General features: G+C 67.2%; 22 protein-coding genes. 11 read left to right on the forward strand and 11 right to left on the reverse strand.

Features of this window, described 5'->3' with window-relative positions; genetic code table 11:
- Window positions 1–52 precede the first annotated feature (52 nt).
- A complete protein-coding gene (locus KCTC_RS08005) occupies window positions 53–427 on the forward strand; it encodes a Crp/Fnr family transcriptional regulator (RefSeq protein ID WP_125568400.1) in 375 nt (124 codons plus the stop codon).
- Window positions 428–1,423, forward strand: coding sequence for an adenylate/guanylate cyclase domain-containing protein (locus KCTC_RS08010; protein ID WP_231998643.1), 996 nt, complete (start codon window positions 428–430; stop codon window positions 1,421–1,423). It begins immediately after the preceding gene.
- Here KCTC_RS08010 and KCTC_RS08015 read toward each other — a convergent pair.
- Window positions 1,420–2,202, reverse strand: coding sequence for a glycerophosphodiester phosphodiesterase family protein (locus KCTC_RS08015; protein ID WP_125568402.1), 783 nt, complete (start codon window positions 2,200–2,202; stop codon window positions 1,420–1,422). The two genes, KCTC_RS08010 and KCTC_RS08015, sit on opposite strands and share 4 nt — an antisense overlap.
- A gap of 109 nt (window positions 2,203–2,311) precedes the next feature.
- Between KCTC_RS08015 and KCTC_RS08020 the strand changes: the two genes are divergently transcribed.
- Window positions 2,312–3,178, forward strand: coding sequence for an Fpg/Nei family DNA glycosylase (locus tag KCTC_RS08020; protein ID WP_125568404.1), 867 nt, complete (start codon window positions 2,312–2,314; stop codon window positions 3,176–3,178).
- Between the two features lies 1 nt (window position 3,179).
- Here KCTC_RS08020 and KCTC_RS08025 read toward each other — a convergent pair whose 3' ends face one another.
- Window positions 3,180–3,518 carry a hypothetical protein gene (locus KCTC_RS08025; protein ID WP_125568406.1) on the reverse strand — a complete coding sequence of 113 codons (339 nt, stop codon included), beginning with the start codon at window positions 3,516–3,518 and terminating at the stop codon, window positions 3,180–3,182.
- A gap of 20 nt (window positions 3,519–3,538) precedes the next feature.
- Window positions 3,539–4,156, reverse strand: coding sequence for a TetR/AcrR family transcriptional regulator (locus KCTC_RS08030; RefSeq protein WP_125568408.1), 618 nt, complete (start codon window positions 4,154–4,156; stop codon window positions 3,539–3,541).
- A 64-nt stretch (window positions 4,157–4,220) separates the two neighbouring features.
- Between KCTC_RS08030 and KCTC_RS08035 the strand changes: the two genes are divergently transcribed.
- Window positions 4,221–6,038 carry an oxygenase MpaB family protein gene (locus KCTC_RS08035; protein ID WP_125568410.1) on the forward strand — a complete coding sequence of 606 codons (1,818 nt, stop codon included), beginning with the start codon at window positions 4,221–4,223 and terminating at the stop codon, window positions 6,036–6,038.
- Here the strand turns inward: KCTC_RS08035 and aat are convergent.
- Complete coding sequence (gene aat, locus KCTC_RS08040) at window positions 6,035–6,709, reverse strand: leucyl/phenylalanyl-tRNA--protein transferase (RefSeq protein ID WP_231998644.1); 675 nt, start codon at window positions 6,707–6,709, stop codon at window positions 6,035–6,037. The genes KCTC_RS08035 and aat overlap by 4 nt on opposite strands.
- Before the next feature lie 54 nt (window positions 6,710–6,763).
- On the opposite strand from aat, the gene KCTC_RS08045 reads away from it, so the two are divergent.
- Window positions 6,764–7,456: an EcsC family protein gene (locus KCTC_RS08045; protein WP_125568414.1), complete on the forward strand. Its 693-nt coding sequence runs from the start codon at window positions 6,764–6,766 to the stop codon at window positions 7,454–7,456.
- Window positions 7,457–7,515: 59 nt separating this feature from the next.
- Window positions 7,516–7,974, forward strand: a complete 459-nt coding sequence (locus tag KCTC_RS08050; protein ID WP_125568416.1) for a glutathione peroxidase — start codon at window positions 7,516–7,518, stop codon at window positions 7,972–7,974.
- 66 nt (window positions 7,975–8,040) lie between these two features.
- Here the strand turns inward: KCTC_RS08050 and KCTC_RS08055 are convergent, their stop codons facing one another.
- Window positions 8,041–8,727, reverse strand: a complete 687-nt coding sequence (locus tag KCTC_RS08055) for a hypothetical protein (RefSeq protein ID WP_125568418.1) — start codon at window positions 8,725–8,727, stop codon at window positions 8,041–8,043.
- Window positions 8,728–8,848: 121 nt separating this feature from the next.
- Between KCTC_RS08055 and KCTC_RS08060 the strand changes: the two genes are divergently transcribed.
- Window positions 8,849–10,354 (forward strand): DHA2 family efflux MFS transporter permease subunit, encoded by a 1,506-nt coding sequence (locus KCTC_RS08060; RefSeq protein WP_231998645.1) that lies wholly within the window; start codon window positions 8,849–8,851, stop codon window positions 10,352–10,354.
- Window positions 10,355–10,493: 139 nt separating this feature from the next.
- Here the strand turns inward: KCTC_RS08060 and KCTC_RS08065 are convergent, their stop codons facing one another.
- The 3 genes from KCTC_RS08065 to KCTC_RS08075 are packed head-to-tail and all read right to left on the reverse strand — an operon-like array spanning window position 10,494 to window position 13,724.
- Window positions 10,494–12,446: a M13 family metallopeptidase gene (locus tag KCTC_RS08065; RefSeq protein ID WP_125568420.1), complete on the reverse strand. Its 1,953-nt coding sequence runs from the start codon at window positions 12,444–12,446 to the stop codon at window positions 10,494–10,496.
- A 3-nt stretch (window positions 12,447–12,449) separates the two neighbouring features.
- On the reverse strand, window positions 12,450–13,082 hold the full coding sequence (locus tag KCTC_RS08070; RefSeq protein WP_125568422.1) for an alpha/beta hydrolase: 633 nt from the start codon (window positions 13,080–13,082) through the stop codon (window positions 12,450–12,452).
- Between the two features lie 24 nt (window positions 13,083–13,106).
- Window positions 13,107–13,724 carry a nitroreductase family protein gene (locus KCTC_RS08075; RefSeq protein ID WP_164512531.1) on the reverse strand — a complete coding sequence of 206 codons (618 nt, stop codon included), beginning with the start codon at window positions 13,722–13,724 and terminating at the stop codon, window positions 13,107–13,109.
- Between the two features lie 75 nt (window positions 13,725–13,799).
- Here KCTC_RS08075 and KCTC_RS08080 point away from each other — a divergent pair, with 75 nt between their 5' ends.
- On the forward strand, window positions 13,800–15,581 hold the full coding sequence (locus KCTC_RS08080) for a phosphatidylglycerol lysyltransferase domain-containing protein (protein ID WP_164512532.1): 1,782 nt from the start codon (window positions 13,800–13,802) through the stop codon (window positions 15,579–15,581).
- 8 nt (window positions 15,582–15,589) lie between these two features.
- Here the strand turns inward: KCTC_RS08080 and KCTC_RS08085 are convergent, their stop codons facing one another.
- The 3 genes from KCTC_RS08085 to KCTC_RS08095 all read right to left on the reverse strand — a co-directional run bounded on the left by KCTC_RS08085 (window position 15,590) and on the right by KCTC_RS08095 (window position 19,522).
- The gene (locus KCTC_RS08085; protein WP_164512533.1) at window positions 15,590–16,474 is read right to left on the reverse strand and encodes a glycoside hydrolase family 16 protein; all 885 of its coding nucleotides are present in this window, start codon (window positions 16,472–16,474) and stop codon (window positions 15,590–15,592) included.
- Between the two features lie 85 nt (window positions 16,475–16,559).
- Window positions 16,560–17,984 carry a Re/Si-specific NAD(P)(+) transhydrogenase subunit beta gene (gene pntB, locus KCTC_RS08090; protein ID WP_125568430.1) on the reverse strand — a complete coding sequence of 475 codons (1,425 nt, stop codon included), beginning with the start codon at window positions 17,982–17,984 and terminating at the stop codon, window positions 16,560–16,562.
- A 2-nt stretch (window positions 17,985–17,986) separates the two neighbouring features.
- Complete coding sequence (locus KCTC_RS08095) at window positions 17,987–19,522, reverse strand: Re/Si-specific NAD(P)(+) transhydrogenase subunit alpha (RefSeq protein ID WP_125568432.1); 1,536 nt, start codon at window positions 19,520–19,522, stop codon at window positions 17,987–17,989.
- Between the two features lie 135 nt (window positions 19,523–19,657).
- On the opposite strand from KCTC_RS08095, the gene KCTC_RS08100 reads away from it, so the two are divergent.
- From KCTC_RS08100 to KCTC_RS08110, 3 genes are all read left to right on the forward strand, one after another.
- A complete protein-coding gene (locus KCTC_RS08100) occupies window positions 19,658–20,056 on the forward strand; it encodes a DUF1304 domain-containing protein (protein WP_231998646.1) in 399 nt (132 codons plus the stop codon).
- The gene (locus KCTC_RS08105; RefSeq protein WP_197715163.1) at window positions 20,053–20,943 is read left to right on the forward strand and encodes an SDR family NAD(P)-dependent oxidoreductase; all 891 of its coding nucleotides are present in this window, start codon (window positions 20,053–20,055) and stop codon (window positions 20,941–20,943) included. The genes KCTC_RS08100 and KCTC_RS08105 overlap by 4 nt, the downstream gene beginning before the upstream one ends.
- Before the next feature lie 154 nt (window positions 20,944–21,097).
- Window positions 21,098–21,325: a hypothetical protein gene (locus tag KCTC_RS08110; RefSeq protein WP_125568434.1), complete on the forward strand. Its 228-nt coding sequence runs from the start codon at window positions 21,098–21,100 to the stop codon at window positions 21,323–21,325.
- Window positions 21,326–21,361 lie beyond the last annotated feature (36 nt).

The raw sequence follows: 21,361 nt of genomic DNA on the forward strand, positions 1-21,361 counted from the left end.
AGCATCTGCTTGATGTAGCCGGCGTCACAACGCCAGACCGAAGGGACACCCCGTGGCCGAGACCTTCTTCTCCCTGTTCACTCCGCAGGAGATTGCCAAGATCAGCTCCTCTGGCACCCGCGTGAGCCTGCCCGAGGGCTGGTCGCCGATCTGGAAGGACACCCCGGCGGACAAGGCGTACATCATCCTGTCCGGCACGGTCAGCGTTCGGATCAAGGGCCAGGAGATCGCCCAGCTCGGCCCCGGCGACATCATGGGCGAGCAGGCGATCCTCAACCACTCGCTGCGTACCGCCTCGTTGGTCGCCCTCACGCCGCTGGACCTGATCCACCTCACCGCCGAGACGCTCACGAAGCTGTACATCGAGATGCCGTCGTTCCACAACGCGCTCGAGAAGGTCGCGGCTGAGCGCTTCGGCGACAAGTAAGTGCCCGACGAGGTCGCCCCGCCGGACTGGGCGGGCTACCTCGACCTGATCGAGGCATTCCTCCTCGGTGAACCACCGACCCTGACTCGGCATCAACTGTCCGAGTTGTCCGGAGTCCCCACCGAGGAGGCTGCGGAGCTGTGGCGCGAGCTCGGTTTCCCGCAGGTGCCCGACGATGTCGTCGCCTTCACCCCGGCCGACGCCGACGCTGAGCGCGAGGCTCAGGAACTGATCAACCTGGGGATCCTGTCCGAGGACCGAAAAGCGGCCTTGGTACGCACCTGGGGCCGGTCGTACGCCCGCCTGGCGGAATGGCAGTCGGCGCTCCTGCTCGACGTGGCGACCGAACGCAAGGGCAACCCGACCGACGAACTCGTCTGGCTGGCGGCTGAGATCGTGCCGCGGGTGGAGCGGCTGCAGGCGTACGTCTGGCGTCGTCACCTGATCTCCGCCGCGGCCAGGATCGTCGCGGATCCCGAGGCGCTGGGCAGCGCCAAGCAGCAGCTCGCGGTCGGGTTCGTGGACATCGTCGGCTACACAGCGCGATCCAAGACGTTGTCGGAGGAGGACCTCGTCGCCTGGATCGAGCAGTTCGAGGACGCGATGACGCATCTGGTCACCGATGCCGGCGGACGGGTGATCAAGAACCTCGGCGACGCGGTGCTGTACGTGTGCGAGAGCCCCCTCGCCGCTGCCGAAGTGGCCCTCACCGCGGTCACCCGCGGGGCTGACGACGAGGACTCCTTCCCCGAGGTCCGGGCAGGGGTCGCGTACGGCGACGTGGTCACCCGCCTGGGCGATGTGTTCGGACCGACAGTGAATATCGCCTCGCGGCTCACTTCGGTCGCCCGACCGAGCACGGTGGTGGTCGACGAGGGCATGGTCGACGAACTCGAGGACGTCCCGACGATCGAGACCCGGAAGCTTCGGAGGGTGGGCGTGAAGGGCTACTCCCGGCTGACCATGTGGCACCTGCGAAGTGCCGGCGGGTCCTAGCCAGCTGCGCCCATGGGCGTACGCCCCAACTGCTCCATCACGTACGCCGGCCGATCGGTGATGATCCCGGCGACTCCGAGACGGAGACAGCGCTGGACGTCGGCGGCCTCGTTGACGGTCCACACGTGGACCGGCCGCCCGGTCTCGACCAGACGGCGCGCCCACTTGGGGTGGTCGCGGATCTCCTTGATCCCCGGCCCGAGCCACCAGTCCTCTCCGATCACGCGACGGAGCATCGGCCAGTACTGCGCCTTGTCCATGAGCATGACCATGTTGAGGTCGGGCGTGAGCCTGCGCATGCGGTGCAGCGCGGCGTAGTTGAAGCTCATCACCCTGACCGGACTGTCAGCACCGTCGAGCCCGTGATACTTCAACGTCCGAGCCAGTTTGTGCTCAACCAGGCCCCCGAAGCGGGTCGGGTGCTTGGTCTCGATGGCCACCTCGACGCGCCGACCCGCGTTCATCACCGTCTCGAGGAGGGTGTCGAGCGTCAGGATCCGGGTGTAGCGGTCATCGATGTCCGGCTGAAACGGTCCTTTCCAACTGGCGAACTCGAAGCTCTCGAGATCTTTCAGTTCCATCTCGGACACCAGGGCCGGCACCCCGGCCGTCCGATTCAGGGACCGGTCGTGGACACACACCAGATGGCCATCGGCCGTCAGGCGTACGTCGCACTCCACGGCATCGGCACCGATCCGGAGAGCTTCCACGTACGCACCGAGCGTGTGCTCGGCGATGTCATGACTCGCGCCTCGATGGGCCACCACTTGCGGGCTCATGCTTGCCATGGTGAAGCCTCCGGGGCGAGGAAAGGCGCATTACGGGCTACAAATCGGCGAACCCCCTGTGAATCTAGTGGGGAGAATCCGGCTTCACTACGCTGAACCCGTGCCCGAACTGCCCGAAGTTGACGCTCTCGTCGCCGACCTCCGGCGCCGGTTGGACGGCCGGGCCATCGTGAAACTGCACGTGCCGCAGTTCAGCGCGCTCAAGACGTTCGACCCGCCGCTGCACGCACTGGAGGGGACCCTGGTCGACGGGGTCTCGCGCCACGGGAAGTTCCTCGACATCGAGGCGTCCGGGCTGCACCTGGTGATCCACCTGGCGCGGGCGGGCTGGATCCGATGGCGCGACTCCATGCCCCCGGTGCCACCGAAGCCGTCGACCAAGTCGACGCTGGCCGTACGCGTGGTCCTCGACGACGACTCGGGCATCGACATCACCGAGGCCGGCACCAAGAAGTCGCTGGCCGTCCATGTCGTACGCGACCCGCAGGACGTGCCGGGCATCGCCTCGCTCGGCCCTGATCCGCTCACCGACGACTTCACGGTCGACGTCCTGGCCGGCATCCTCAGCGACGCCGGCGGGAAGCAGTTGAAGGGCGTTCTGCGTCACCAGGGGACGATCGCAGGGATCGGCAACGCGTACTCCGACGAGATCCTGCATGCGGCGAGGATGTCGCCGTTCAAGCCGTCGAACGGCCTGTCGCCCGACGAGGTCGAGGTGCTCTGGCAGGCGATCCGGACGACGTTGTTCGACGCCGTGAAGCGTGCCGACGGCGTCGCCGCGAGCGAACTCAAGGGCGAGAAGAAGTCCAACATGGCCGTGCACGGACGGACCGGGTTGCCGTGTCCGGTGTGCGGCGACACCGTACGCGAGGTGTCGTTCGCGGACTCGTCGTTGCAGTACTGCGCGACGTGCCAGACCGGCGGGAAGCCGTTGGCGGATCGCCGGATGTCGAAGCTGCTGAAGTAGCTCAGGCCTGGGCGGCCAGGTGGCTCTCCATCAGGGCCAGGGTCTGCTGCGTCTGGAGCAATGTCGCCTCGGCGACGGCCACCATCTGCTGGACCTTCTCGCTGACGCTCACAATCTCGGCGAGGCGGGCATCGACGTCAGCGAGGCGCGCGTCCACGCTCGCCAGCACATGGTCGACCGATGTCAGGGTCCCCTCAACCGTGCCCAACGTCCCCTCGACCGTCGCGAGCGTGCCGTCGACCGTGGAGAGGGTGCCACCGACCGACGAGAGCACCTTCTCGGCGTCGTTGAGCGTACGGCTGGCGGTCTTGAGGACCTCACCGATCGGGTTCAGTGCCATGGATCTTCCTTCCGAATGGTTCAGTCGCGACGCGGCCGGAGACCGCGTACGAGGTCATCGAAGAGCTGGCCCACGACGTCGACATCGACCGAGTCGGGGGAGGCGACGAAGGAGCGGCCGAAGTGTTCGGCTGCCGCGACGAACGCCTGCGCTGCAGCGAGGTGGCGGGGCATCTGGTCGCTGCCGTACGCACCGGCGAGGGCCTGCGCCAGGGCGGCCGTCACGGTGTCACGTCCCTGACCGATCCGCTGCAGCACCGCGTCGGGCGTACCCGGCCCGATCCTGAGGATCGGCGCCCACGTGTTCGGGTGCTCCCGGACGATCGTCAGCCAGGCGCGAGTCATCTGCGAGGGCAGCATCGAGGGACCCGTCACAGCTGCCAGTAGCTGCGAGAGGGCGTCGTTCTGGGTGCGGTCGAGCAGATCCTTCAGGAGGGCAGCCACGGTTGGATAGGCGGAGTACAGGACGGGCTTTGTGACCCCGGCGGCGGCCGCGATCGCCTCGACGGTCAGCCCCTGGTACCCCTGCTCGCCGATGAGACGCAGCGCGGCTGAGCGCAGCTGTTCGCGGCGCTCCTCGACCGGCATGCGAGGCGCGTACGCCCGCCGCTGGCGCGGTGCCGCGGGTGCTGTCGTCATGGCCACGAACGTAATCCAATCGCTGGTTCTTCACAATACTACTCCACGGTAGTAATCTGCCGTCATGAACTCGACCACTCCTGCACACCCCGGCCGCGGCCTCGCCGCCGGACTCGCCGGCGCAGCAGCTCTCGCCGCAGTGGTGCTCCTCTTCACCGACACCTGGGTGATGTGGGCGTGGCGGATCAACGAGCACGCCTCTGCCACTGCTCTGGCGGTGGCGTTCCTCGCCGGCGCACTTCTGCTCGGCGCCGCCGCATTCGTGGGGACCGCCGGCGCGATGCGACTCGCGTTCGCGACGATGCTCGTCTTCAGCGGCATCGCCCTGTGGGTGACCTTCGGTCACCACCTCGTCGGGGACACCAGCCCGGGCATCCCCAAGAGCGTGGCCTTCCTCTGGGAGGCGATCCTGATCGTCGGCGTACTCGGGTCGGCGGTTCAGCTGATCACCGCAGGGCGGCGCGGACCGCGTACGCCCAACGCCGAACTGCCGCTCGTCCTCGTCGCCCCGGCCCTGATCCCGGGCGTGCTTTTCGGGTACGCAGGGCTGAAGCTCCTGTCCGGGCCCGAGTCGGCACACTCCTTCATCCCGTGGCAGGCCCAGCCGAACGACCTGCGCCTGTTCGGCGCGGTCCTGGTCGCAGTCGCCGTCGGAAGCCTGATGGCGATCCTCGAGCGCGACGCCAACAGCATTGCCGGCGGAGCCTTCGGCGCCGGCGCCCTGGGCATCGGGATGCTCGTGGTCGCCGCGCAGGACCGGCACACCTTCGGTTGGCAGACCGCCGACGGGATCCGCTACCTGGTCGCGGCGGGCGTACTCATGGTGCTCGGCGCGATCGGCACGACGCTCCACGCCGTGATGCCGAACGCCCAGCGCTGGGAGGCGTTCGTACGCGCCGACCACGGCCCGCGCTCGACCAAGGTCGGCGCCGCTGCGGACGCCGGGTTCTTCGGCCCCGACTCCGTGGCCTGGCGGGTCTGGTCGTACCCCACCTCCCCGGTCATGGGCTTCCAGCGAGCTGTCGGCATCGAGGAGCTGGACCCGTTCCTCGTGGCCGCCGTCGATGCGACCAAGCGCATCCGCGAGTACCCGGCCAAGCGTTACGACTACACGCTGCTGTACTTCGCCACTGTTGCCTTCGGTGACACCCGTTCGGTGGTGAAGGCCTCGCAGGCGCTCACCCGGATGCACGCCCGCAACACCGGCACCGAACCGTTGTCGGGCAAGCCCTTCGATGCCAACAACCCCGACTCACAGCTGTGGATCCTGGTCACCGGCTGGCACTCCGTCCTGAAGGCGTACGAAATGTACGGCCCGGGCCCGCTCACGGAGGCCGACGAAGCCGAGTGGTGGGCAGCCTGCGCGCTCGCCGCGGAGTTCCAGACCTGCGACCCCGCCGCCGTGCCACGCAATCGCGCCGAGCTCCGGGCGTACTACGCCCGGGTGAACCCGGGTCTGGTCGCCAGTCCGGTCGCCGTCGACACCTTCGAATACCTGCTCAACCCGATCAACCTGATGCCCGACCTGCCGGCGATCCTGCGGCCCGGCGCGAAGGTGATCAACGCGATCGGGCGTGCCGCGGTCATCGCCACGTTGCCGACGTGGATGCGTCAGCAGACCGGCATCAACCAGCCCGCTTGGGTGGACAAGGCTGTGGCTCCATGGATCCGGATGTCCTTCGGGTTCGTCTCGCGGCTCCCGTGGCTCGAGATCCAGATCCTCAAACTGATCTCACCCAGCACCATCAAGGTCGTCGAGCCGGTCCTGTACGGCGTCCACCCCAGCCGCACGCAGGTGTCGTCGCCGGCCGCAGCCTTCGCTGCACACGACGTCCCGACGCCGGCGGCGATCATCGCCGGGAACGACCGCCAGGAGGCCTAGGAAGGCGCCGAAGGCCACGCCGGCGAGGGCTTGTCCAATGCGACCCCGAGCAGGGTCAGGTAGTCAGCTCGACTGATCTCGATGACCCCGAGGCTGGCCAGATGATCGGTCTGCCACTGGACGTCGAGCAGACGGGAAGTCCCGTCGGCCCCGAGGAGGTCGACCAGCCCGACGAGAGCCGCCTTCGAGGCATCGCGTACGTGGTGGAACATCGACTCACCGGCGAACAGCCCGCCGATCGACAGCCCGTACAGACCGCCCACGAGGACACCGTCCTGCCACGCCTCCACGGAGTGGGCCCAGCCGAGCTCATGCAGCTGCGCGTACGCGCTGATGATCTCCTCATCGATCCAGGCTCCGTCGCGGGACGGATCGGCGCAAGCGCGTACGACCTCCACGAACGCGGTGTCGACCCGGATCTCGAAGCGCTTGAGGGACTTCGTCAACGACCGGGTCACACGCAGACCGTCCAGCGGCAGAATTCCGCGGTGGACCGGGGAGTACCACCAGATCTCACCCTGGGGGCCCGGCATCGGGAAGAGGCCACTGCGGTACGCGGCGAGCAGGGTCCCGGGCGCCAGGTCGGCTCCGACCGCGACCAGATCGTCGTCGAACTCCGGCGAACGTGCGTCCGGGAAGATCCAGGGCGACGGCTCGGGCTCGATCGGCACGCCCCAAGGCTCCCACAGGGTGGCCGCGACCAGATCCCTCCTAGGCTTGCCCCCATGAGTCGCAGGACCAACTACGCCAAGGCCATCGGTGGGGCCCTCGCCCCCAAGGCCATCGAGCTCGCGCCCGGCGCGACCGCCTCGGTCATCCAGGCCGCCCTGCATCGCGCGATCGTCGGCGTGGGCCCACTGCCCGGCGCAGCCGAGTCCGCCGAGCGGCAGCTCGTACGCAATGACGGCGACGTCAATCGCGCGATCAGTGACCTCATCCGCATCCACGTCGCGATGGCAGGGACCGCGGGCTTCGCCACCAACATCGGCGGCCTGGTCACCGTGGCCGTCACGCTCCCGGCGAACCTCACCGGCCTCGCCGTGATCGAGAGTCGGCTGGTCGCCTGCATCGCGCACCTGCGGGGCTACGACATCAATGACCCGCGGGTACGCAACGCCATCCTCATGGCCGAGCTCGGTGACGAACGCGTACGCAAGCAGATCAAGGCCAAGAAGCTCCCGGGGACGCCGATGGCGGTCGCGACTGCTCCGGCGTACGACCCGAACCTCGACCGTGTGGTCGCGGCCGAGGTCGCGGCCGAGATGCTCACTGCGATCGCCGGCAAGCGATTGGCGACCACGATCGGCAAGCACGTCCCGATCATCGGCGGCGCGGTCGGAGCCAGCACCGACGGCTGGGAGACGTACCAGATCGGGCGGTACGCCCGACGCGAGTTCCTGCCGCGCCCCAAGGCCTGACCCTCGATCATCGACTCCCACCCGGTCATCGAGCTTGTCGGGATGCCTAGGCTGGCCGCATGAGTCTTCTCGACCTGCCCATCGCCACGCTCGACGGAACGCCCGGCACGCTCGCCGACCTCACCGGCGGCAAGCCCGCCCTTCTGGTCAACGTCGCCTCCAAGTGCGGTCTCACGCCGCAGTATTCAGGCCTTGAGGAGTTGGCGCGGACGAACCCGGACGTGGCTGTCGTCGGCTTCCCGTGCAACCAGTTCGGCGGCCAGGAGCCGGGCTCGGCCGAGGAGATCGCCGAATTCTGCTCCGCGACGTACGGAGTCACCTTCCCGATGAGCGAGAAGATCGACGTCAACGGACCGGGTCGGCACCCGATCTACCAGGCACTGGTCGGCGACGGACCGGACATCGCCTGGAACTTCGGCAAGTTCCTCATCTCCGCCGACGGCACGCATGTCCAGCGTTTCGAGCCGGGCGTCACCACCGCCGATGCCGAGCTGATCGACGCCATCGCCGCACTCTGACCGAGCAACAACCAAAGAGGCTCCCCCGCCAACCGGCAGGGGAGCCTCTTTGGTTGTTGCTGGGTGTCAGCGAACGACGAGGTCCGGCAGAGCGGTCTGACCGTTGACGTCGACGAACGCGCCGAGGTCGTGGGCGGCGTTGAGGTAGTACGTCCGCAGCGTGCTGACAGCGCCGGCGGCCGACCCGTGGGCCGAGTCGACAGTGAGGTACGGGCGGAGTCGAGCGTCCGGGAAGTTTGCCGTCGAGACGGTGACCACGAAGTGGTTGCCCCAGGTGGACACCTTCGTCACGGTGAAATTCCGCGTGAAGGAGGAGCTCAGCGACTCGACCCGGGGGTGCTGAGCGCTCACGCCGAGCAGCGGCTGGAAACCGAGCTCGTACGAGTAGGAGTTCAGGCGTCCGGTGGTCGTGTTGACTCCGCGGAAGGCCACCAGCACCACGCAGCTGCGTCCACCCGTGCGCACGCAGTTCGTCGAGTTGATCGGGGCGTTGGTGGTGATGCTGATCGTCATCGTCCGCGCAGCGCGATCGGCGGTGATCGACGCGGCCCGCAGGTCCATCACGGTGCTCGCCGGGGGCGGCGGCACTTCTGTGCCGGTGTCGAAGTTGAACGACTCCGCCGACGTGTCACCCGGCAGAGCCGGGTCGGTCAGCGAGAGCGAGGTGCCCACGGCGGCGTCGGCCGAAGACAGCGGAAGAATGAGCAGGGCGCTGACAAAGGCAAGCGCCAAGGTGCGTACGCGAGTGGACATGCGACCAATAGAACGCCATTCGGCATCTCAGACAAAATTCAGGTGGCGTTTCATCGAATGTGAGCGAGCACTCACTCACTAGGACTGGGAGATTGTCGGCTCTCGCAGTTAGCGTTGCTCCGTGACTACCGCCGTCAAGACGCCCGACGCCGCTGATGCGGCCCTTCCCGCCGCAGACGAAGGCTTCTCCAAGCACGTCTGGCTGACTGCCGGTGTGATCGTGCTCGGCGCCATCATGTCGATCCTGGACATGACGGTCGTCTCCGTCGCGCAGCAGAAGTTCATCGACGTGTTCCACTCCAACCAGGCGCAGGTGGCCTGGACGGTCACCGGATACACGCTCGCGCTCGCTGCGGTCATTCCGCTGACCGGGTGGGCCGCTGACCGCTTCGGCACGAAGCGCCTCTACCTGATTGCGATCGCGGCGTTCGCCGTCGGTTCCGCGCTCTGTGCTGCGGCCACGACGCTTCCGATGCTCGTCGCGTTCCGCGTCCTGCAGGGTCTCGGCGGCGGAATGCTGATGCCGCTCGGCATGACGATCATGACCAAGGCCGCCGGGCCGGACAAGGTCGGCCGGATCATGGCCGTCCTGGGCATCCCGATGATGGTCGGCCCGATTGCGGGACCGATCCTCGGTGGCTGGCTGATCGACGCGGCGTCGTGGCAGTGGATCTTCCTGATCAACATCCCGGTCGGCATCGCGGCGTTCGTCTACTCGCTCGCCGTCCTCGAGAAGGACGACCCGAAGCCGTCCGAGTCCTTCGACTTCGTCGGCATGCTGCTGCTGTCCCCCGGTCTGGCGACCCTCCTCTACGGCATCAGCTCAATCCCGGAGAAGGGCACGTTCTTCACTCCGAAGGTCGAGATCTTCACGGCAATCGGCGCCGTACTGACCATCGCCTTCATCCCGTGGGCGTTGCGCAAGAAGAACATCCACCCCCTGATGGACCTGCGTCTCTTCAAGAACAAGGAGATGACCATCGCAGCCGTCTCGATGACGCTCTTCATGTTGGCGTTCATGGGCGCCAGCCTGTTGTTCCCGCAGTACTTCCAGTTCGTACGCCACGAGAACTCGCTGCACGCCGGTCTGATGCTGGCCCCGCAAGCCGTCGGCTCGATGCTGACGATGCCGATCGCCGGGATCATCTCCGACAAGCGCGGACCGGGCAAGGTCGTCCTGGTCGGCATCGTCGTGACGGTCGCCGGCCTCGCGATGTTCTCGATGCTCACCGACACCACGCCGTACTGGTACCTGCTGCTGGCCCTCTTCATCATGGGCCTCGGCATGGGATCCACGATGATGCCGATCTTCTCGGCAGCTCTCGCCACCCTGCGCGATGCGACCATCGCCCGCGGCTCGACCCTGACCAACATCATTCAGCAGGTCGCCGCCTCCATCGGCACGGCGATCTTCGCAGTGGTGCTCACCAACGGCCTGCGAGCCAAGGGCCTGGGTCAGGGGATGACCCCGACCGGGACGAACCCGCTCCATGACATGGCGCACGCCTACAGCAGCACGATGTGGATCGCGACGATCCTCGTCGCCCTCGTCTTCATCCCGGCGCTGTTCCTGCCGAGGACCAAGATCGAGAACCCGGATGCGGCCAACATCCCGATGGGGCACTGACCCTCTGCAGCCGGACCCACTGGCATCGGCTGCCGCCGATAGGGCATGATCGCAGTCACAAGAGCCACCCGGCTCGCTCGGACCCGAGACCGAGCGAGTCGGGTCTTGTGTTTCTGAGCGCGTGCGGGTCAGCCCGCGATCACCAGATGCGTACGCGCTCCGCCGGGTCGAGCCAGAGGCCGTCGCCGGGCTTGGTCTCGAAGAGGTCGTGGAACTCGTCGAGATTCCGCACGATGTTGGCCCGGAACTCCGCAGGGCTGTGCGGGTCGACGGTGATCAACTGCAACAGCTGCTCCTTGCGCCGCTTGCCGCGCCACACGTGAGCCCAGTTGAGGAACAGCTTCGTCTGGTCCTCGGCACTGGCTGATCCGCCTGCGGCGAGATTGAACGCCTTCAGGGCGATGGTCAGGCCGCCGAGGTCACCGATGTTCTCGCCAACGGTGAGCTGCCCGTTGACGTGCTCGCCCGGGAGGTCGCGCGGGGAGAACCCGTCGTACTGCGCCACGAGAGCCTTTGTCTTCACCTCGAAGGCGGCCTTGTCCTCCGCCGTCCACCAGTCATTGAGGTTGCCGTCCGGGTCGAACTGCGCACCCTGGTCGTCGAACCCGTGGCCGACCTCGTGGCCGATCACCGCACCGATGCCGCCGTAGTTCTCAGCCACCTCCGCATCGGGGGCGAAGAACGGCTTCTGCAGGATGCCGGCAGGGAAGCAGATCTCGTTGGTGCCCGGGTTGTAGTAGGCGTTGACCGTCTGCGGAAGCATGAACCACTCGTCGCGGTCGACCGGCTTGCCGATCTTCTCCAGCTCACGGTCCGTTCCCCAGGCGGACGTGGCGACGATGTTGGTGAGGAGGTCGTCGGCAGTGATCGTCAGCGCCGAGTAGTCCTTCCACTTGTTCGGGTAGCCGATCTTCGGCATGAAGGTGTCGAGCTTCGCGTACGCCTTCTGCTTGGTCTCCTCGCCCATCCAGTCGAGCTTCTCGATCGAGGCGCGGTACGCGGCAAGCAGGTTGGCGACGAGGTCCTCCATCATCGCCTTGGACTCGGCCGGGAAGTGCCGGGCCGCGTACTCCTTGCCAACGGCTTCGCCGAGGGCTCCCTCGACGAGCGAGACGCCGCGCTTCCAGCGCTCGCGCAGCTCCGGGGTGCCGTTGAGCGTACGTCCGTAGAAGTCGAAGTTGAGTTCGACGAAGTCATCGGTCAGGTACGAGGCAGCCCACTTGAGCACCTTGCACTTCAGGTAGATCCTGACGTCCTCGATCGGGGTCGCGGCGAGGACCTTGGAGAGATGGTCGAAGAAGCTCGGCTCACGGACAGTGGCCTCGGCCAGCAGCTGCTCGGCGGTCCGGGCGCCGCCGGCGAGCGCGCCGATGTACGCGCCGAAGTCGAACCCCGCGGCGAGCTCGGTGATCTCGGCGAGGGTCTTGAGGTTGTACGTCTTCTGCGAGTCACGGGTCAGCTCGCGTGCCCAGTGACCCAGGGCGATCTCGGTCTCCAGCCCGATCACGGTCCGGGCGCAGGTGAGGCCGTCCGGCAGGCCGCCGAGGGTGAAGAGCTTGTCCAGGTAGGTCTCGTACGCCGCTCGGATGTCGGCGAACTTCTCCTCGCGGTAGTACGACTCGTCCGGCAGCCCGATCCCGCCCTGGAGCAGATTGAAGATGTAGCGGCTGGAGTCCTTGTCGTCGTTGTCGATGTAGGACCCGAAGAAGCCGCCACCGCCGAGGCGCTCGAACTCACCCAGGAACGCAGCGACGTCGTGGAGATCGACGATGGCATCCACCTTCGCGAACCACGGCTCCAACGGTGCGGCGCCACGAGCGTTGACCGCGTCGATGTCCATGAAGGAGGCGAACAGATCACCGATCTTCTGGGCCTCCGATCCGGGCTCGCCGCCCGAAGCAGCGAGCTCCTCGATGATCGCGCGGACCTGCGCCTCGGACTGATCGGCCAACATCGCGAACGGTCCCCACGCCGACTTGTCGGCGGGAATCTCCGCCGTGGCGAGCCAGGTGCCGTTGACGTGACCGAACAGGTCATCCTGCGGGCGTACGGACAGATCCATGCCCTCGCGGGCGTCATCAAGGATGGTCACACCTCACACCGTATCCGCGCCGACAACCAGCTCGGTCACGGTGTGCAACAGATAGGTCTCCCAGCGCTTGCTCCGCAACATGTAGTGCGTGTCGCGACCCATGTTCTGGACACGGACATCCGCGGTCTCGCTCGCCCTGGCCAGGAACTTCTTCATCGAGGGGTAGGGGCAGTCCCAGTCCCACTCCGCGAAGGCGACCCGCAACGGCATTCGCGCCGGCGGTACGACCTCGTTCGCCGGGTACCAGGGGCAGAGCGCGATCAGGCCGATGAGAGAGGGATCTTCGGCCACCCGCAGGGACGTACGCGCCCCCATCGAATGACCGACGAGGATGACCGGCACCCCCGGCCGCAGTCGGCGTGCTTCGTCCAGCGCCCATTGCAGATCGGGGACCGGTGACGGGTGGGCGTCGGAATTCCACCCGGCATAGCGATGCAGAAGCCCCCACATCTCGACGCCTCGCGCGGCGAACCTGGTGGACAGCCGGTCCTGGAAGTACCGGGTGTGGGGCCAGCCGATCGAGGGATGCCCCTCGTGCACGGGCAACTTGGAACGCACCAGCCCGCCGTGGACCAGCAACACCAGCGCGCGCGGCTGATCGACCTCGATCACCCGGCGCAGACGAGGTGCTCCCATGGCGAGTGAGGGTACGCCCGCGGATCAGTCGGTGAGCGTCGAGTCGTACGGCACGCCGAAGCGGTCGCCGAAGGCGAAGGCCGCGAGCGGTTTGCGGGTCCGCGGACGGTTCTGCTTCTCGACCAACGCGTCGGTCGCGGCTGACACGTCCCCGGGCGCCCCGACGGCGACGGCGCACACGATCTGGAACCAGTCGGGTACGCCGAGGGCGAGGGCCAACTCGCCCGCGTTGTATCCGCCGAACGGATGCGTGGCCAGGCCGAGGGCGGTGGCCTCGATGAGCAGCGAGGCCGCCGACAGGCCGGTGTCGAAAGCCGCTGTCAACGGACGGTCGCGACCGTTGCCATCCGGGTCGGTCGCGATCTGCGCAGCCGCGACCAGGACGGCCGATGCCGCCGGCACCCAAGGCACGTTCCCGTCGCTCAGTGTCTCCAGGAGACGACGGTGACCCTCCGACCCGCGAGGCAGTACGAACCATGCCCACGGCTGGGTGTTGCCACCGCTCGGCGCCCACTGCGCCGCACGGAGCAGTCGTTCGAGGTCGTCGCGGCGCAACTCGTACGCGGGGTCGAAGATCGTCACGCTGTGGCGGTCGCGCAGCGCCGGCGTCAACCCTTCGACGCTCGGGTGGGGGGTGGTCACCACATCATTCTTGCCGACCGGCCCCGGCCTCGACCTCGCGGGCTGGCACGGTCCGAGGCACTAGGCTCATCCTCCGTGGCTACCACTGGTTTGAAGCGCTTCTGGGACGGCGTTCGTACGCCTGTCTGGGTGAGTCGCATCGTCTTCTTCGTCGGCCTTGCGAACCTGTTGAGCGCGTACTTCCCGATCGAGGTGGGCCACCGCGTCCGCTGGATCGAGCAGATGGTGCCGGATGCGTTCCCGGCGGCCGCGACCACCGGTTCTGCGGCCCTCGGTCTGCTCCTGATGGTCCTGTCCCGAGCGATCCGTCGCGGCAAGTTCCGCGCATGGCTGGTGGTCACGATCTCGACGGTGCTGACCATCGCGCTGCACTTCTTCCGCGGCGTACGCGGCACGCCGGAACTCCTCTGCATCCTGTTGCTCATCCTGCTGCTCGCCGCCCGGCCGAACTTCCAGGCCCGACCCGACCGCCGCTCGGTGCGCCGGTTCCTGACGGTCGTCGTCCTGGGCCCGATCGTGGCCACCGGAATGGGTTGGCTGTGGCTGCAGGTGTTCGACGGGCAGCAGGCTCACGGCACCACCTCCTGGGAGCGCCTCCAGCATGCGTTCGTCGGACTTGCTGGGTTCACCGGGCCGGTCAACTACGTCGCCAGCAACCGCCACCCGGCGTCCTACTACGCCGACCACGCCGCGGTCGCTCTGGTGGTCCTCGGAGCAGCCGTGCTGATCGCAGCCATTCTGACGGCGATGGAACCGGCCGACGGGCCGACGTTCATGTCTGCCGACGACAGCGAGCGCGTCCGAGCCATGCTCGACAAGTACGGCAGCAACGACTCGCTGGGCTACTTCGCGACTCGCGACGATCGGCACGTCATCTTCAGCCCGTCGGGTCAGTCCGCGATCTCCTACCGGGTCGTGGGCGCAGTCTCGTTCGCAGCCGGGGACCCGCTCGGCGTACCGGCAGACTGGCCGGAGGCGATCAATGCCTGGCTGGCCGAGGCCAAGACGTACGGGTGGACGCCCGCCAACCTCGGCGCCAGCGAGCGCGGCGCCGCCGCGTTCCACAAGGCCGGGCTCGACGTGCTCGAGCTCGGCGACGAGGCGATCCTGCACACGGATGACTTCTCGCTGGAGGGCCGCTCGATGCGCGGCGTACGCCAGGCGGTCGCGCGGGTCAACCGCGCCGGGATCACCGCCGAGTGCCACCGCCTCGCCGACCTGACCCCGGAGCAGCGTCGTGCGCTGCGCCAGAAGGCGGTCGAATGGCGTGAGGGCCCAGTGGAGCGCGGCTTCTCGATGGCGCTCGGCCGGTTCGGGCAGATGCGCGACAGCCAGTCGGTCGTCGTCGTCGCCACCCAGACCACCGAGAACTCCCAGGAACAGGTCGGCCTGCTCTCACTCGCCCCCTGGGGCAAGGACGGCGCCTCGCTGGACCTGATGCGGCGGACTCGTGGCGCCGCCGGGTTCGGCACCGAGAACGGCATCGTCGAGCTCATGGTCACCCAGCTGATGGCAGACGCTCCCACCCTGGGCATCAAGCACGTCTCGCTCAACTTCGCGGTCTTCCGGAGCGCGTTCGAGCGCGGCGAGCGCCTCGGCGCCGGCCCGTCGACGCGGTTGTGGCGCGGCGTACTCATGCAGGCCTCGAAGTTCGCCCAGATCGAGTCGCTCTACCGTTCCAACGCGAAGTACCAGCCCGAGTGGCTGCCGCGCTTCATCGTCTATCCGAGCGTGAGCGACATTCCCAAGATCGCCACCGCGGCCCTGCGGGCCGAGGCGTTCCTGGTCGCCCCGAACTGGTACCTGCGCCTCACCGGTCAGGCTCCGTCGGACATCGACACGATCGAGCGGGACTAGGTCGCGAACTACTTCCAGACGCGTACGTAGTCGACCAGCGTCGTCGCCGGGATCGGCGTCTTGTCGCTCATCGAGTTGTGTGACTCACCCAGCGCTGCCGTGAGGTTGAGGATGTAGCGCTCGGCGAATGCCACCGGGTGTGCGGTGTTGACCAGACACACCTTGCCGTTCATCGAGATCGTGAGCGCCTTCCGGTCCCACTCGAGCGTGTACGTGTTCCACTCGCCACGCTCGGCGGCGCAGGTCCACTGGGTGTTGACTCCCTTGATCCAGCCGTCGTTGTCAGTCGCGCCGTAGTGGAGGTATGGCAGCCCCACATGCGGATAGAGGGAGTACGTCTCCACGACGTCGAACTCGCCGGTGGAGGGCCAGTTCAGCTTCACGTAGCGGTCGTCGGGCCAGAGCCAGAACGCCTCATGCAAGCCCGGGACCACTGTCGCCGTGTTCTTCATCCGGACCTCGAAGCGTCCGTACTGCTGACTGAACCGGTGATAGGTGTTGACCATGCCGGCGATGTACGGGGTCGGCTTCGGGAGCCCTTGGCAGCTGCGCATCGTTCCGGTCTTGCGCACGGTCAGATGGAGGGTGCCGCCGCCGACGCTCACCGCAGCAGGGTCGTCGATGTAACAGGCATACCCGTCGTGCACGCTTCCCGAGACGAACTCGGTCTGCACCTGCCACTTGCTGCGGTCGAGCGACGTGCCGTCGAACTCGTCGTCGAACGTGCAGGCCCACGCAGTGCCGTCGGCCTTGTAGATCGGCGGGCCGCAGGGCTGGGTCAGAAGAGCCGCGACGTCAGCCTGGCGTTGGTGCTGCCAGAGCAGCGCGGCCACGACCGCGACGAGCACGAGGGCGGCCGCCAGTGCCGGCGCAGCACGGCGCGCGTTGATCACTTGCGCCCTCCCCCGTGGCTGATGACGCACCCATGGCCCGAGGAGTGCACGTACACCCTAACGACCGGACCATGCGGTGAGTTATTCAGCGAGCGAGAGCTCCCACGATCTCGTCGACCTTGGTCTTGGCGTCGCCGAAGAGCATCGCCGAGTTCTCACGGAAGAAGAGCGGGTTCTGCACACCTGCGTAGCCCGCGGCCATCGACCGCTTGAACACGATCACGTCCTTGGCCTCCCACACCTTCAGCACCGGCATGCCGGCGATCGGGGAGGTGGGGTCCTCGGATGCGGCCGGGTTCACCGTGTCGTTGGCGCCGATGACCAGCACCACGTCCGTCGAGGCCAGGTCGTCGTTGATCTCGTCCATCTCCAGGACGATGTCGTACGGCACCTTCGCCTCGGCGAGCAGGACGTTCATGTGACCCGGCAGACGACCCGCGACCGGGTGAATGCCGAACCTGACGTTGACGCCCTTCTCCCGCAGGATCCGGGTCATCTCCGCGACCGGGTACTGCGCCTGGGCGACGGCCATGCCGTACCCCGGGGTGATGACGACCGACGAGGCGTTCTTGAGCATGTCCGCGACGGTCTCGGCGTCCACCTCGCGGTGCTCGCCGTAGTCCTTGTCCTCCGCAGGGCCCGCCTCGATACCGAAACCACCCGCGATGACGGAGATGAACGACCGGTTCATGGCCTTGCACATGATGAAGGAGAGGTACGCACCGGAGGAACCCACCAGGGCACCGGTGACGATCAGCAGGTCGTTGTCGAGCAGGAAGCCCGACGCCGCCGCAGCCCAGCCGGAGTACGAGTTGAGCATCGACACGACGACCGGCATGTCGCCTCCGCCGATCGAGGCGACCAGGTGCCAGCCGAGGCCGAGGGCCAGGATCGTGATCAGCGCGAGGATGAACCCGTCGGTGCCGTGGTTGTCCACGGCTACGTAGACCGCAGTCAGGACCGCGAACAGCCCCAACGAACCGACGTTGATGAAGTTCTTCCCAGGCAGCATCAGCGGGGCCGACTTGATCCGCGCCGAGAGCTTGAGGTTGGCCACGATCGACCCGGTGAAGGTGACCGCACCGATGAAGATCCCGATGGCGACCTCGGCCTTGTGAATGTTCACCAGGCTGCTCAGCTCGCCGGCGGGAGCGCCGAGGAGGTGGCCGTTCCAGCCGATCGCGACCGCTGCGAGACCCACGAACGAGTGCAGCAGCGCGATGAGTTCCGGCATCCCGGTCATCTCGACGATCTTCGCGCGCCAGAACCCGATGCCGGCGCCGATGCCGACCGCAAGCAGCATCAGCACGATCGCCAGGGTGCGGCCCGATTCGCCGTTGCTCAGTTTGATGACGGCAACGACCGTGGCGGCGAGCGCCACACCCATACCGACCATGCCGTACGTCAGCCCGTGACGGGCAGAGGTCTGCTTGGAGAGCCCGGCCAGGGCCAGGATGAAGAGCAGAGCGGCAACGATGTACGCCGCCTCAGTGATCGACACGATTCCCATGGTCAGTGCCCCTTGCTGAACATCACGAGCATGCGGCGGGTCACCGCAAAGCCACCGAACACGTTGATCGACGCGAGCAGGATCGCGACTGCGGACAGGATCGTCACCGTGGTGTTGCCCTGCGCCACCGACAGCAGCGCGCCCACGACCACGACACCGGAGATGGCGTTCGTCACCGACATCAGCGGGGTGTGCAGCGCGTGCGCGACCTTGCCGATCACGTAGTAACCGATCACGATCGAGAGCATCAGCACGGTGAAGTGCGTACGCAGCTCCGTGGTCGGTGCGATGGCATTGAGCAGGCCGAAGACGGCGATTCCGGCCAGGGCAAGGATGAGCTTGCCGCGCGGGGTCATGGTCGCCTTCTCGGGCGCCTTCTCCACGACGGCTGCTGGAGCAGCGGCGGGCGCGGCCGAGACCTGGACCTGGGGCGGAGGCCACATCTTCTCGCCGCGTACGACCACGGCGATGCCGCGCTGGACGACGTCCTCGAGGTCGAGGGTGAACTGACCGTCCTTGCCCGGGGTGACGAGCTTGGTGAGGTTGACCAGGTTCTGGCCGTACAACTGCGACGACTGCTGCGGCAGGCGACCGACGAGGTCGGTGTAGCCGATGATCGTGACGCCGTTGGCGGTCGTGACGACCTCACCGGCGACGGTGCCCTCGACGTTGCCACCGTTGGAGGCGGCCATGTCGACGATGACCGAACCGGACTTCATCGACGCGACATCAGCCGCGGTGAGCAGCCGAGGCGCCGGACGTCCCGGGATCAGAGCGGTGGTGATGATGATGTCGCAGTCCGCGGCTTGCTCGGAGTAGATCTCCGCCGCACGGCGGTCATACGCCTCCGAGGTCGCCTTGGCGTACCCGTCGGTCGACTGCTCCTGCTCGACATCGACCAGCAGGTACTCGCCACCGAGCGACTTCACCTGGTCAGCGACCTCGGCGCGGGGGTCCGTGGCGCGCACGATCGCGCCGAGCGAAGATGCGGCACCGATCGCAGCCAGACCGGCCACGCCCGCACCGGCGACCAGGACCTTGGCCGGCGGGACCTTGCCCGCAGCGGTGACCTGACCGGTGAAGAACCGACCGAACTGGTGGGCCGCCTCGACCACAGCACGGTAACCCGCGATGTTGGCCATCGAGGACAGCACGTCGAGCGACTGGGCACGAGAGATACGCGGCACCGCATCCATCGCCAACACCGTGACCGGGCGCCCCGCCAGGGCGTCGACCAACTCCGGGTTCAACGCCGGAGCGAGGGTGCAGACGATCGTCACCCCGTCCGGGATGGAGGCAACCTCGTCCAACGTCGGGCCGTTGACCCGGAACACGACGTCGGAGTTCCACGCATCGGCGTTGGAACCGACCGTCGCGCCGGCAGCGGCGTACGCGTCGTCGAGGAAAGAGGCAAGGGATCCGGCTCCGGCTTCGACGATGACGTCGTAGCCGAGACCGATCAATTGAGCGACAGTCGCCGGGGTCGCGGCAACGCGCGTCTCTCCGGGCTTGCTTTCGCGGGGCACGCCGATTCGCATCGTCAGGCTCCTTTTGTCTGAGGGTGCAGACGATCAGAGTGCCAGTGAATCTGTGCGTTTTGCGATCCCTCACCGCAAACTGAGACACCGAGTTACGCATGTCTCATTCGGTTGCGTACGCGTAGATTGCTGCGCGTGACCTCCCTCTTCTGGGGCCTGACGCTGACATTCGCGTCCTTGGCTGCCGTTCTGCACGTCTACATCTTCTGGATGGAGTCCCTCGCCTGGGAGACGCCGAAGGTCCGTCGTACGTTCGGCGTGACCGCTGAACAAGCCGCTGCCAACAAGCAGTTCGCGTACAACCAGGGCTTCTACAACCTGTTCCTGGCGATCATCACCGGCGTCGGAGTCGGCATCGCCTGCCGGTCGCACGCGCCGGGGATCGCACTGATCATCGCCGGTCTCGGCTCGATGGTCGGTGCTGCCGCGGTACTCATCTCCAACGACCGCAGCAAGCTGCGCGCGGCGATGGTGCAGGCGACCTTCGCCAAGCTCGGCCTGATCTCGCTGCTCGTCTGGGCGCTGGTCAAGTGAAGTTCTCACCCGCCGACCTGCCGGACCTGACCGGCACTTCCTCGATCGTCACCGGCGCCAACGCGGGGATCGGTCTGATCACGGCCCGCGAACTCGCTGCCAAGGGCGCTTCGGTCGTCCTCGCGTGCCGCAACGTCGTCGCCGGTGAGGCTGCCATCAAGGACATGACCGGAGACGTACGCGTCGAGGAACTCGACCTTGCCTCGCTCGCATCGGTACGTGCCTTCGCGGCCCGCTGGCGCGGCCCGCTGGATCTGCTGATCAACAACGCCGGCGTGATGAACCCGCCGACGTACCGCGAAACGGCCGACGGTCACGAGCTGATGTTCGGCACCAACCACCTCGGCCACTTCGCCCTCACCGGTCTGCTGCTGCCGACGCTGCTGCACTCCACCCGGGCTCGTGTGGTGACGGTGTCCTCGATCGCCCACCACGGCGGCAACGAGAAGGTCCTGCTGGCCAACCCGAAGGACAAGTACAAGCCGGAGCCGTACTACGGGAACTCCAAGCTCGCCAACCTGCTGTTCGGGCTCGAACTCGGTCGTCGCGCGACCCGCACCGGCCTGATCTCGACGATGGCGCACCCCGGCATCTCGGCCACCAACCTCGTCGCCTCTCAGGACGGGATGGGTGCCAACCGGGCGATTCGGGCCGCTGCTCCGTTCGTGATGCCGCTGATCTTCCAGTCGGCCGACAAGGGCGCGAACCCCACGCTGTACGCGGCCACGCTCGGCGAGCCCGGGTCGTACACCGGTCCGCAGAAAATGGGCGAGAGCCGGGGTCCGCTCGGCCCGGCCAGGTTGAGCACGTACGCCCAGGATGCCGATCTGGCAGCGAAGCTGTGGGACCTCAGCGAGGACCTGACCGGGGTCGAGTTCGCGCTCTGAGTGGTCCGCCGACGCGCTGGGCGGCATGGTCCGTTCGGGTCATCTGATCGAGTACGCACTGCGATCCCTCGGGCATCCGCGTCGGCGTAGCGTCCAAAACCTCGGACAGGCCGCTCGCCCACACTGGGCGGACCTTTGGGGGAAGGACCGAGAGATGACCAAGATCGATCAGCACTTGCTCGCCCACACGCGCGGCGACATCGCCGTCTGTGCCGCCGCCTACATCGCCGGATTCTTCCTGCTCGTGGCCGGCATCAAGCTCGGTGACATCTGGGCGCTGGCCCTCTGTACGCCGCTCGCCGCGATGCTGATGTTCGCCGCGAGTGCAGGCCTGCTCGAGGCCGGTCGGGTCGCCAACGCGTACGCGGAGAAGACGTTCTGAACCCACCCCGGTGGCCGCGATCAGCGGCTAGCGTCG

It is taken from the genome of Nocardioides baekrokdamisoli, assembly GCF_003945325.1.
GTDB classification, from domain to species: Bacteria; Actinomycetota; Actinomycetes; order Propionibacteriales; family Nocardioidaceae; genus Nocardioides; species Nocardioides baekrokdamisoli.